At 58.2% G+C, this 12,248-nt stretch carries 12 protein-coding genes and 1 pseudogene; 12 read left to right on the forward strand and 1 reads right to left on the reverse strand.

The features are described from left to right. Positions 1 to 208: 208 nt before the first annotated feature. From J1G35_RS31235 to J1G35_RS31005, 12 genes and pseudogenes are all read left to right on the forward strand, one after another. Positions 209 to 799 (forward strand): annotated as a pseudogene (locus J1G35_RS31235) (HAD-IA family hydrolase); the annotation flags it as partial. A gap of 123 nt (positions 800 to 922) precedes the next feature. Further along, complete coding sequence (locus J1G35_RS31240) at positions 923 to 2,146, forward strand: transaldolase family protein (protein WP_223015914.1); 1,224 nt, start codon at positions 923 to 925, stop codon at positions 2,144 to 2,146. Then, positions 2,143 to 2,871, forward strand: coding sequence for a hypothetical protein (locus tag J1G35_RS20730; protein ID WP_053132241.1), 729 nt, complete (start codon positions 2,143 to 2,145; stop codon positions 2,869 to 2,871). The genes J1G35_RS31240 and J1G35_RS20730 overlap by 4 nt, the downstream gene beginning before the upstream one ends. A 10-nt stretch (positions 2,872 to 2,881) precedes the next feature. Continuing rightward, positions 2,882 to 3,607: an SDR family oxidoreductase gene (locus J1G35_RS20735; protein WP_223015896.1), complete on the forward strand. Its 726-nt coding sequence runs from the start codon at positions 2,882 to 2,884 to the stop codon at positions 3,605 to 3,607. Further along, positions 3,604 to 4,740, forward strand: a complete 1,137-nt coding sequence (locus J1G35_RS20740; protein WP_223015897.1) for a hypothetical protein — start codon at positions 3,604 to 3,606, stop codon at positions 4,738 to 4,740. The genes J1G35_RS20735 and J1G35_RS20740 overlap by 4 nt, the downstream gene beginning before the upstream one ends. Before the next feature lie 7 nt (positions 4,741 to 4,747). Then, positions 4,748 to 5,518 carry a class I SAM-dependent methyltransferase gene (locus J1G35_RS20745; protein WP_053132231.1) on the forward strand — a complete coding sequence of 257 codons (771 nt, stop codon included), beginning with the start codon at positions 4,748 to 4,750 and terminating at the stop codon, positions 5,516 to 5,518. 10 nt (positions 5,519 to 5,528) lie between these two features. Then, positions 5,529 to 6,758 carry an MFS transporter gene (locus J1G35_RS20750; protein ID WP_053132229.1) on the forward strand — a complete coding sequence of 410 codons (1,230 nt, stop codon included), beginning with the start codon at positions 5,529 to 5,531 and terminating at the stop codon, positions 6,756 to 6,758. Further along, positions 6,755 to 7,369 carry an adenylyl-sulfate kinase gene (cysC, locus tag J1G35_RS20755; RefSeq protein ID WP_053132226.1) on the forward strand — a complete coding sequence of 205 codons (615 nt, stop codon included), beginning with the start codon at positions 6,755 to 6,757 and terminating at the stop codon, positions 7,367 to 7,369. Before J1G35_RS20750 ends, cysC begins: the two co-directional genes overlap by 4 nt. Before the next feature lie 96 nt (positions 7,370 to 7,465). Further along, positions 7,466 to 8,104 (forward strand): CGNR zinc finger domain-containing protein, encoded by a 639-nt coding sequence (locus J1G35_RS20760; RefSeq protein ID WP_223015898.1) that lies wholly within the window; start codon positions 7,466 to 7,468, stop codon positions 8,102 to 8,104. A 111-nt stretch (positions 8,105 to 8,215) separates the two neighbouring features. Continuing rightward, a complete protein-coding gene (locus tag J1G35_RS20765) occupies positions 8,216 to 9,334 on the forward strand; it encodes a type III secretion effector protein (protein ID WP_262417356.1) in 1,119 nt (372 codons plus the stop codon). 142 nt (positions 9,335 to 9,476) lie between these two features. Then, the gene (locus J1G35_RS31000) at positions 9,477 to 9,782 is read left to right on the forward strand and encodes a type III secretion protein (protein ID WP_262417357.1); all 306 of its coding nucleotides are present in this window, start codon (positions 9,477 to 9,479) and stop codon (positions 9,780 to 9,782) included. A gap of 188 nt (positions 9,783 to 9,970) precedes the next feature. Further along, entirely contained in the window at positions 9,971 to 10,888 is a 918-nt protein-coding gene (locus tag J1G35_RS31005; protein WP_262417358.1) for a type III secretion protein, read from the forward strand. Between the two features lie 9 nt (positions 10,889 to 10,897). Here J1G35_RS31005 and J1G35_RS20780 read toward each other — a convergent pair whose 3' ends face one another. Beyond that, positions 10,898 to 12,049 (reverse strand): MFS transporter, encoded by a 1,152-nt coding sequence (locus tag J1G35_RS20780; RefSeq protein WP_223015899.1) that lies wholly within the window; start codon positions 12,047 to 12,049, stop codon positions 10,898 to 10,900. Between the last annotated feature and the right edge of the window lie 199 nt (positions 12,050 to 12,248).

Here is a 12,248-nt window from a genome sequence, read left to right on the forward strand (position 1 = left end):
GCGCCCGAAGGAAGTTCATCGGTGTGAAATTAGCGACTACAACCATGGTGAAAAATGGAATAAAAGAAGAATAAAAAATAACCATAAGATACTAAAAAACCGCTAAAAAGCGTTTGACAGGGTTTTTTGCCCCGTGTCTTATAAGCACATATCAACCCGCTCCGCTGGTAGTTCGGAAGTCATGCGGAGTCACCTATAAGAGATGCCTATGTGTTTATCGGCAGTTATAGGGGAACTACCAGAACAGGCGGCAACGACCTTGCCTAAGTTAGTTATCTTCGATTGCGATGGCGTACTTGTCCAAAGCGAAGAGATTACCCTGACTGTATTGATCTCCATGCTTAATGCGCATGTACCTCACGCTAAGACACTGGACAGTGCGTATTTTATTGAGCACTTTCGTGGGCGAAAGATTGCCGATTGTTTGCGTGAGGCTGAGCAGTTATTAGATATTTGTCTGGGGCCGACGTTTGAACCCGACTTCCGCGTGCGGGCCATGGAAGCATTGACCCTTGAGTTAACCGCGACCGATGGCATCGTTGAGGTATTGAGCGTACTGCAGATGCCTTATTGCGTAGCCTCCAGTGCGCCGCGCAATAAGATCGAGGAATGTCTGCGCCTGGTGGGACTGTTGCCTTATTTCCAAGGGCGAATATTCAGTTGTTATGAAGTTGGACGTTGGAAGCCGGACCCTCTGGTGTTCTTAACGGCGTGTGCAACTTATAACGTTGCGCCGTGTGAGGCACTGGTTATTGAAGACAGTGTCACCGGGGTGCAAGCCGCTGTGGCGGCCAATATAAAAGTCCTGGGGTTTGGCCCGATGCCTCGACATCGATTATTGGCCGAAGCCGGTGCATTACCGTTTGCCGATATGCGTGAGTTACCGACCCTTATTGATCAAGTCATTCAAGGAGCAAGTGTTGTGGGCACACTGGGTTATATAGAACGGCTTAAACGCAATGATCAATGTTCTGAAGTGTGGTGGGATTCGTCGCCGGTGGTGTACGCGCCTTACAAAAAAAATTTGTTGGATAAGTATCCGGCCGCGGCCGCCCATATCGAGCAGTTGATGCCGCAGGATATCTCCCAGCCCTGGGGTCTGAGCAGTGTGACCACCAACCCTCGGCTGGTGACGGCGGCGATCCTCGACAAGCGGGAGTATTGGACGTCGCGGTTTAATCTGGCCAGCCTGTCGGCAGGGGAGTTGCGCAAGCAGCTGTATAACGAAGTGATTGCGCAGGGCGCTGAGACGCTCAAGCCGCTGTGGGTTCAATCGGCTCAGGTTGACGGCTGGATATGCGCCCAGGTCGACCCCTCGGATGTGCGCTGCACCGAACGCATGACCGCCCGAGGCTTGGAGCTGCAGCGCCTGGCAGCGAATGTGATGGTGAAAGTGCCGGGCAGTCTGGAAGGGTTCGCGACCATCGAACAACTGGTGGCCCAGGGCGTCTCGGTCAATATCACGTTCTGCTTCACCGTCTCGCAGTTCCAGGCCGGTATCCAGGCGATCGAGCGGGGCATGGCCACGGCTCACGGCAACGGCATCGACACCGATCATTGCAAGTACGTGATCACCTTTATGATCGGGCGTTTTGCCTGCCAACCCGAGTTCGCGTTGCAGGCCGCAGAGCGTGGCCTGACGCTGGGCCCGGAGGAACTGCGCTGGGCCGAGCTGCTGGTTTACCAGCAGATTCAGGCGTTGGTGGCAGCCTCGAAAGTACCGGTCAAAACCCTGCTGTCGAGTATCAAGGTCGATGTTGACGACCGTGGCCACAAGCACTGCTGGCATCTGGAAAAGACCGGGCTGACGGCGACGTGCTACACGCTGACGCCGGATGTGGTGGAGTTTCTGATCGAGCGTGAAAGCCACGGTAAACCAGTGGCTCCCGCCAGCGAACCGGTGCACGCGCCGCCTGAGACGTTCGCCAAACTGCTGTGCATTCCGTACTTCTGTGAAGCCTATTTCATCGACAGCATCGAGCCCTACGACTTTGGCAATCATGAAGCGTTTATCAACGCCTGCAACGAAGCCAACAGTGCACAGCGGCGCCTGACCGATTACTGCGTGCGCCTGTGCCCGGTGGCGAAGCCTTTCGCACGCTCGCTCAACGCCATCCTGGCCGCTGAATATGGGGTGCTGGCATGAACAAGATGGTCGGGTTATGGGCGCACCCGCGCTCCCGTTCCACGGTGTTGGAACGGGTGTTTATCGAGCGCGGGGATTTCGAGGTTTTCCACGAGCCCTTTGCGCATATGGCGTTTTCTGCGGATTCGGCGATTCCCTCGGATGAGTGGGACCACAGCTTGCCCACCACGTATCAGGGCATAAAAGCGCAACTGATCAAGGCCCGGGAAGGGGCCAATGTGTTTCATAAAGACATGTGTTACCACTGCCTGGATGACTTGAAAGTCGACCGGGAATTTCTGGCGCAACAGCACAATGTTTTTATTATTCGTGAACCCGCCGGCAGCATTATTTCCCATCATCGGATACACCCCGATATGCCCGTGCAGGCTATCGGGCATAAAGCCTTGTACGAGATCTTTTGTGTGGTGACCAAACTCACCGGGCAAGTGCCTTATGTGATTAATGCAGACGATCTCGCCGCCGAACCGGAGCGGGTCGTGCGCAAGTTGTGTGATTACTTGCAGATTGAATTCCTGCCCCACGCCATGACCTGGAAGCGCGAATGTCCCCCACAGTGGAAAACCTGGAGAAGTTGGCATGTGGCGGCGCAGAACAGCGAGCGCATTGTATCGGCGGATAAACAGCCCATCGACATGGACGCATTTGACCAGTCGCCAAAATTAAAAGCCTTGTATGAATACCATCGACCGTTCTACGCCCGCATGAATGCATTTTGCCAATAAGGATTGTGGTATGAAAAAGTTGATTGTCACCGGTGCAGCTAATGGAATTGGTCGAGCGACCGTAGAAAAAGCTATCCAGGCCGGTTATTTCGTTATTGGTGCCGATAAGGATGCCGACGGCCTGCGTGCCTTGCAGCGCACTTACCCGTCGGATGTATTGGAAACACATGTCGCGGACTTTTCCCAACAGGCGGTGATCAAGGGATTTATACCTGCGCTGTATGATCGCCACGCAACGATTGATGCATTAATCAATAACGCCGGTATTTACCACGGCAAAAGTGTCTACGCCTATTCCGATGCTGAAGTGGACGAGATACTTAATGTCAACCTCAAGGCATTGGTCTATCTCTCCAAAGACTTCGCCGAACGCGAAATGCAGCACGAAGCGCCGCGCACCATCGTCAATATCGCCTCCGTGGCCGGCGAGGTAGGCAGCTGCGATGCCTTGTACGGCGCCACCAAGGCGGCGGTGATCGGCCTGACCAAAGCCAACGCCTGGAATTTCGCACCGTTCGTGCGGGTTAACGCGGTCTCGCCGGCGCTGATCCATGACACCGCCATCTACGACACCATCCCCGAGTACCGTCGCGCCGAGTACGCGCGCCAGGAAATCCTCAAGGACCCGATCCTGCCCAGCGGAGTTGCCGAGGTCATTTTGCTGCTGATCAGCGATGCCATGCGGCATATCACCGGCCGGGTCATTCCGGTGGACAACGGAGCTTACCCACGATGATGCCGTCAGCCCCTAAGAAGAAACTGTTGCTGGTGGGCGCGGGCAACCTGTGCCTGCAGATCCTGAAGATCCTCGGGCCGAAAAATGCCTTTGAGTTCGTGGTGCTGGGGCGCAATGAAGACGCGACCTTGCGGCTGTGCAACCTGGTGGCACTGTCGTGTGCGCAGTTGGGGCACGACATCGCGATCAAGCCGGTGATTGCCGACCTCACCGATATCGACCGGGTGACGCGGGTGCTGCGTGAAGAGGCCCCGGACATGGTGGTCAATTGTGCGTCGTTGCAGTCGTGGCGGGTGATCACCGGGTTGCCCAAGCTCTCCTTCGAACAACTCGACCAGGCGCAGTTCGGGCCCTGGCTGCCCATGCACCTGACGCTGATGCATGACTTGATGCAGGCGGTAAAAGCCTCCGGCATCGTGACCCGGACGGTCAATGCGGCCTTTCCCGATGCGGTCAACCCGATCCTGGCCAGGGTCGGTCTGGCGCCGGATATTGGCGTGGGTAATGTGGCCAACCTGATCCCGGCTGTGCGCTTTTCCGTCGCGCGGCTGCTGGAGTGTGCGCCTGCCGATGTGCAGGTGCGCCTGTATGCCCAGCACTATTTCAGCCACTACGTGCCACGCGGCGGCTTGCCCCCGCGCGCCAGTTACCGCTTGTTGTATGAGGTTCGTGACCGCCCGGCCGTGAACCACCTGCCGGCTGAAGCGATTTTTTCCACGGTTAAATCCGAGTTCCGCCGCCTGGGCGGTATCGATGGGCAGTTCCTCACGGCGTGCTCGGCGGTCACCGTGATCGAAGGGCTGTTTTCGCCGACGCCGGTGCTGGTGCACGCGCCCGGGCCGCTGGGGTTGCCGGGCGGGTATCCGGTGTGGCTGCAGCAGGGGCAGATCAAGGTGCAGTTCAGTGATGAGTGCCCCCAGGACGAAGCGGTGCGCATCAACACCATCTGCCAGAGCCAGGATGGCATCGACGAAATCCATTGCGATGGTTCGGTCACCTTCAACCCGCAATGCATGGCCGTGATGCAGGCGATGCTGGGGTACTCGAAGAAAACCATGTCCATCGAACAGTCCGCCGAGTTTGCCCGTGAGCTGTCGAGCAAATACCTGTCTTTCAAACATTCAACCTGGTAGGTGTGTGATGAATCAGATGTCGGGGCACAAGCACAACGAAGTCGCCAGTTACGCGACGCAATACTCGAAAAAATTCGTCGAGCGCTGGGATGATTTGATCGATTGGGACAAAAGAAAAGCGGGGGAGAACGGTTTCTTTGAAAACCTGCTGAAGCAGCACGGCGTGAAGTCGGTCATCGACGTCTCCACGGGCAGTGGTTTTCATGCGGTACAGCTTAAGCAGGCGGGGTTCGATGTCGTCGCCACGGACGGCAGCAGTACGATGCTGACCAAGGCCCGCGAGAACTTTCGCCAACGCGGGTTGGCGATCGAATCGCACTACAGGGATTGGCAGTCCCTCGACCCAGACGAACTGGGGCGCTTCGATGCGGTGGTGTGCCTGGGCAGTTCGCTGTGCCATGTGTTTGCAGCCCATGAGCGGTTGCAGGTGCTGGAGAAATTCAGGGCATTGCTCAATCCGGGCGGCTTGCTGGTTGTGGATCAACGTAACTTCTTTGCCATTCGCGCAGGCAAGTTCAAATCCAGCGGTCACTACTATTACTGCGGTACGCACGCATCCGTCGGCTTGGGGCAGGTTGATGAACACGTGTGTGAGTTCATCTACTCGTTTGATAACGCCGAGCAGTACCGGTTGCAGGTCTATCCGCTGTTGCCGGGCGAGTTGAAGGGGGAGGTGCTCAAGTCCGGGTTTTGCGCCCATGAGAGTTACGGTGATTTCCAGCGTGACTACGACATGATGGATTGTGATTTTGTCATCCACACGGCGCGCGCCGTTTAAGGAGTACCTGATGAGCACACTGGTACACAGTAGCGCCCGCCCGTTGGACAGCGTCGTGCTGGCGGTGGTATTGACCGGATTCGTGGCCAGCACCTACGGGTTTGGCGTTTACCTGTTCGCCAACCTGGTGGTGGACATGCGCCGCGACATCGGTTTCGACTACACCACGGTGGGCTTGATCACCGGCGGCGCGCAGATCGGCTTCCTGTTGTTTTCATCGGTCACCAGTGTCATCAGCCGGTTTGTCGAGGGCTGGAAAATCAGCCTGGTGTCGACGCTGATCACCTCCCTGGCATTGCTGGGCCTGAGTGTCAGCGACAGCATCTGGTTGTCCGGGGGGCTGTTGATTCTGCTCGGGGGCTGTTCGGCCTCGGTGTATATCCCGCTGGCAGAAATCGTCACCAAGGGCTTCAGCCCCGGTCATCGCTCCAGGGTCATGGGACTGATTTCCAGTGGCACCAGCTATGGCGTGTTTATCAACGGCTTGCTGGTGTCGTTCCTGACCGTGCATGGCGGCTGGCGCTCGATCTGGCTGACGGCTGGCCTGATCTCGGTGGCCCTGTGCGGGGTGGCCTGGTGCTTGTTACGCCAGCGGGGGGCGGCCAAGGAGGGCGGTTCATCGCCGCAGCGGTCGGCGTCTTTTGAGCGCCCCACCGCGTGGCTGAGCCGGCCGCTGTACCTGATCTGGGCCATCGCGTTTCTGAATGGCATGGCGTTGTTGCCGTTCCAGACTTACCTGGCGCCTTACCTTCGCGATGAGCTGGGCGTATCAGTACAGGACACCGGATTTATCTGGACCACCATCGGCGCGGTGGGCATGGCCTCGGGATTTCTGGTGGGATGGATTGCCGACAAGGTCGGGGTACGGGCGTCGTTGGCCATGTGCTTTTTAAGCGCGGGCCTGGCTGCCACCGTGGTGTTCAGTTTCAACAGCATTCCATTGTTCTATGTGGCGGCGTTTTTGTTTGCGCTGGCGTTTTATCCGGTCTTTGGCCTGGTTCCCAGTTACATAGGGCAAATCGTGCCGGTCAGTCGCCTGACCCAGGCGTTTGGCATCGCCAATGTGCTGATCGGCTTGGGCGGTGTGTGCGGCAACTTCCTCGGCGGCTTTTCCAAGGACCTGACCGGGTCGTTTTCGAGCATCTATTGGGTGGTTGCGCTGCTGCTGTTCGGGCAATGCGTGATGGTGTTCATGTTGGGCAAACCGCCTGTTTCGGTGACGGAGGCTGAGCAGCCATGAGTTATTGTCCAGACCGTCCAGACCAGAACCTGCACGCGTTTGCGTTCAGTCATCCACGCGCCGAACACTTACCCATGCAGCACAAGCCCAGGGTGATCTGGATGACCGGCATCTCCGCGTCCGGCAAGTCGACCATCGCCGATGCCCTCGACATGGCCCTGCAGGCACAAGGGCGCCAGACCTGCATTATTGACGGTGACTCAGTGCGCGGTGGGCTATGCCGGGACCTGGGTTTTACCGACCGCGACCGCGATGAGAATATCCGGCGTGTCGCGGAAGTGGCGCGGTTGATGCTGGACGCGGGCCTGATGGTGATTGTGGCGTTGATCTCACCGTCCTCGGCCAGTCGGCATTACGCGCGTTCGATTATCGGCAATGAATATTTTGTCGAAGTGCATGTGGATGCGCCGCTGGAAACCGCCGAAAAGCGCGACCCTAAAGGCTTGTACAAAAAAGCCCGCCTGGGGCTGATCAAACACTTCACCGGTATTGATTCGAACTACGACGTGCCGATCTTTCCGGAAGTGCACGTGGACACCCAGGTGCTGTCTGTCGAACAGTCTGTCGCGACTATTCTCGATTGGGTGGCTCGCGACGACGAGCGTGCCTAGCCGCTGGTCTTGGCACTGCGGCGGCGGTTTCTGCACGTCAAGAAAACAAGGTAATCTGCGCCATCGCAGCCCCACCATGTTTTTTCAGGAGCAGGCATGACGCATTTTACCGGCACTGCAAAGTCGATTCGCCTGATTGGCGGGGCCCAGGTGTTGGACTTCATCAATACCACCAATGGCCGTCGCCCTGGTTCTCCACTCAGGGTGATGGAAGAACGGCTCACCAGTTTTCAGTTCTTCTTTGAATGGGCGCTGCATGCGTCGTTGATCTCTGCCCAGGAGTTCGATGACTACAAGGCCATGGTGTTTGAATCGCCTATTTCCTACCAACCGGATCTGGACGCCATCATTGCGTTCCGCGAATGCCTGTATGCCGTGTTTTACCCGCTGTCCTTGCGCCAGGTTGCGGCCGATGCGGCCTTGCAGCAGATCAACCTGAATTTCCAGCAAGGCGCCGCCTGGCGGGTGCTGCGCACGGTTGACGGGATACCGGCCTGGGCGTGGAGAACCTGCTCCAACGCCGAGGAATTGACCGCAATGCTGATCGGACGCCTGGCGATCAAGGCTACGCAGTTGCTGGTGTCCGGTGATCTTCGCGAGTTGAAGTGCTGCACCGCCACGGACTGTGATTGGATATTTTTGGACATCTCCAAGAACAAACTGCGCAAATGGTGCCAGATGAGCGTGTGCGGCAGCCGAGAGAAATTGAGCCGCCTTAAACAGGCGCTGCAGTGACCAGGCCATCTGCGCTGCAAGGCCTGCGGAACCTGCCGGTTTCCTGATTCTTACATCCTCACATCACAGATTGCTGCTGGCTCAGGAACCGTTTCCGACAATGTGCCACACATGGGAAAGCTGATGGGCTTCGACGTTGCGTTGGAGCGGCAAGCTGAAGATCGCGCCCACCGTATGGAGAAAACGATGTCGGTATCAAGTTTCGATACACAGGTCTCTGCCTCATCCACCTCTGGCCTTTCGCTGGCCACTTCCACGCCTGAGGTCAAATCCGCTCAGTCGATGACTGCCCTCAACGGCCAATCGCCTGCAAACGTCAGCTACCTGTCTCAGGAAAGCCAGGGCGGGCCGGTGTTCGGCGGTTATTCATCGTCGGCAGCCGGTCAGCGTGGCGCTGATCACGTGCTGCGTCATCCCAGTGCGCCCGCTACACAGGGCTTGATGGCAGCGGTCAAACACTGGATGGGCCCTTGGTTCCCCGGGCATCGCCCACCCTGCGGCAACCCACCGCCGAGGCCAAATCCTGGCTGCGGTAATCCGCCGCCGAGGCCAAATCCTGGCTGCGGTAATCCGCCGCCGAGGCCAAATCCTGGCTGCGGCAATCCACCACCACGCCCCCATCCCACCGTGTGTAAACCGTATCCGACCCCACCGTGCGGGCCTGATCCGTATTACTCGCGGAAAAACAACGAAGAGCTGGCGAAGGAGTTGCACCGCAACTTCGACGCCTTCAGAGACCCTCGCAACCCTGGGTTTGTCAGCGTTGACAGCATCCGCGCGATGGCGGACAAAGGCTGGTCCCGCGACCCCGCTACGAACGCGAACATTCGCTTGGCCAAAGAGTTGTTGCGCCGCCCGGACCTGATGAGCGCTCTTGACCGTAATCCTTCTACGGGTTCCCTGGATGGCCTGATCAACGTGAAAAATGTGAGAGACGTGATCAAGGGGGATAACTATTTCAAGTACGACAGCGACAAGCAGTTGGCCGCTGAAATGCTTACGCATTTCAACCAGCTGAAATATGATCCGCGGGCGCCGGAGCTGAGTTTTCGTGATCTGCAGAGGAGGGCGTCCCAGCCCCTGACGGGCAACGCTGCCCAGGATCACCTGACCCATCTGGCGCAGGAAATTCTCAAACGCACTGACGTGTTGAAGAAAATGGACAATCTCGCCGGCCGTGATAATGATCGCCGAATCAGTTGGCAAGCGCTTTACCAGCTTTCCCGTTAATCGAAGTCCATGCGCCGTCATCAAATGATGGCGCTTGGCTTAGCTGTGTCAGGAACTGTTTACGCCGATTGACCACATAGTTCATATGAACCGGACTTGATCAAATCGATCGTTTTTCAGATTCCGCGTGGAGGGCCTGCACATGACATCAACCGCGTTTCACCCATGCCGGCCCAGCGGCCATGAGCTCTTTTGTAAAACCCATGATGGCGATCCGACTGTATCCAGGGGCGACATCGTGGCGCAAGAGCTCCTGGCCCCGTCGGATGTGCATGCTGTTGAAGCCAGGCGCATGAGGACCTTCGCCGGCCAGCGCAAATTCCAGGCGCCGGTCGAGGAAGACTTTTTCCGCGGCATGCTTGCGACCGGACAGGTGGCAAGTGACGACGCCAGACCCCTTAAGCACTCCAGTCTGATCAACAGCCTGATGACTTGGTGGCGTCGGTAAGGGCGCGGCTCACCAGACCTGCTGGTCGCTTTTTTACATACGGTCATGGGTATTCGTCGATTATCCGGAACTGTCGTGCCTGCCCAACCACACAGGAGGTGCCTGCCTGTGGAATCCATTCGATGATTTCACCCGCCACGGGGCAATTACCGGGCAGGTATGGATCGGAAAAGAGTTGGAGGAAACCCATGTCAACCGAGGGTGTACTACTTCATGGTCGGCCCTTGGCACTGGACGGGCCGGTTTTACAGCCTACCGCGCCAGCGCCGCTCATTCTCTCTGAAACCTCGGATGAGGCTCGTTCTGCACGCGCCGACGAGGTGTCGCGGGTGTCCTTGCCGCCGCGCCGAACATCGTCGGTACTGCGCCAGCGAGTGCTGCAGAATCGGCCTGTTACGCGTGTGAGCGTTTGCCAACCCGGCGTATCGTCCAGCGACAGCCAGTTGGCGCAGGCCCTGGAAAAAGACTTTGGCAGGCTGCACCCCTTCCTGAGCGAAGGGCGTTTGACGTGGTTGTCATTGCAGCGTGCTGCCGTTGAGGGTTTGGGCAAAAGCGAGGAGTTGGACCGAACGATTCAGGTGGTCGGCGAAATTCTCAAGCGTCCGCGATTGAGTGATGCGATTTTGAGCCGCGACGGCGATATCACACGTGACAGTCTCAGGGCGGCCGCCCAAACGATGCAGGGGAACAGCTCGCCAAGCGTGTTCAGCGTGGACCCGTTCCATGCCCAGGGCAATGCCCATGTGGTGAAGGCCTTGCAGGGCCAGTTCGAACAGCTGAGAGACAAGTCGCAGGACCGGACATTTCTCTTTGAACAGTACCAGTACGTTGAAATCGCCGCGCTCAAGGCCATCATGACGGATCCGTATGTGTGTGATCCACAGGGTACGCCCGTGCTGGATCGTTCCAATGGCATGCAGCGGCCCAAATACAGCAAGCTCTGGGTCTTCACGGCCAAGAACATTCTTGGGCGGCTGGGTTTGCTGCCTTCACTGATACGTGCGAACGGCGCGCGACTGTTTGGTCCGCCTCAAAAGGAGGGCTGGCTCAGCAAACAAAGCCTTGAACGTTGGCAGGAAGAGGAATTGGCGCGCAAATCGCGCTGATACCCGGATTCATACCTTGAGGATTTTTCCGCTCAGCGACACGCCTGCGAGCAACACTGCGATCAGCACAAAGGCGCTGCTCAGGCTGCTGCCATGGGCAATAAAACCGATCACCGCAGGGCCGGCAAGAATCCCGGCATATCCCAAGGTCGTGATGGCGGGCACGGCGATATGTTCCGGCATCACCGTTTGCTTGCCAACGGCGGTGTACAGCACCGGCACGATATTCGAACAACCGGCGCCGACCAGCGCGTACCCCAGCAACGCGGTTTCCCAGGTCGGCAACAACGTTGCCAGCAACATGCCGGCAGTGGCCAGCGCACCACCGATCACAATCACGCGGGTCGCGCCCAGGCGCCGCACGATGGCATCGCCGGTCAGGCGTCCGGCGGTCATCGTCAGGGCGAAGGCTGCATAACCCAGGCCGGCGTAGGCTTCGTCCAGGCCGCGTTCGGCACTGAGGAACACGGCGCTCCAGTCCAGCACGGCGCCTTCTGCCAAAAACACGATGAAGCACAGGCAGCCGATAAACAGCACGACGCCGTGGGGGATCGCAAAGGCCGGGCCCGAACTTTCACTGCCGTAGGGCAATAAATGTGGCCCGGCCTTGAGCAGCGCCACCGCCATGATGACGATCACCACCAGGGTCGCTTGCAGCGGCGACAGACCCAAGCCCAACAGCCCGGCAACCCCTGCGGCGCCGACGATTCCTCCCAGGCTGAACAAACCATGAAAGCCCGACATCATGGTCTTGCCACTGGCGCGCTCAACAATCACCGCTTGCAGGTTCACGGTGGAGTCCACCGTGCCAAGGCCCGCGCCAAACAGGAACAACCCGGCGATCAGCAACGGAATCGAGCTGACCGTGGCCAGCATCGGCAAGGCCAGGCAGATCATGATCGTGCCGGCGGTCAGCACCCGGCGGCAACCAAAGCGAGACGCCAGCGCACCCGCTGCCGGCATGGCGATGATAGACCCCACCCCCAGGCACAACAGCAACAGACCCAGGGTGCCCTCACTCAGTTCTGCGCGCGCTTTGGCGTACGGCACCAACGGCGCCCAGGCAGCAATGCCGAAGCCTGCGATGAAAAATGCGATCCGGGTCGACATTTGCTCCAGTCGCCCGGGAATGACGGGGGCTGAGGTGGGGATGGCAGTCATGAAAAATCCTTGGTTTTGCGTTCAACGAACGATGTCCGGCCCGACATCCTTGCACATCAGGCCTTGGCGGGCGAGCCAGGTTCCCCGAGATAGGCAGGGATGAGTTTATTTTCGCGAGCCTGGAACGCTATGAACGCTGGTAACCACCCACAGACCGTCGTTGCACAAGGCGTTCTGGAAGGTGCGTAAACCCCGTGAG

It is taken from the genome of Pseudomonas sp. SH10-3B (assembly GCF_019891415.1).
Taxonomy (GTDB): Bacteria; Pseudomonadota; Gammaproteobacteria; order Pseudomonadales; family Pseudomonadaceae; genus Aquipseudomonas.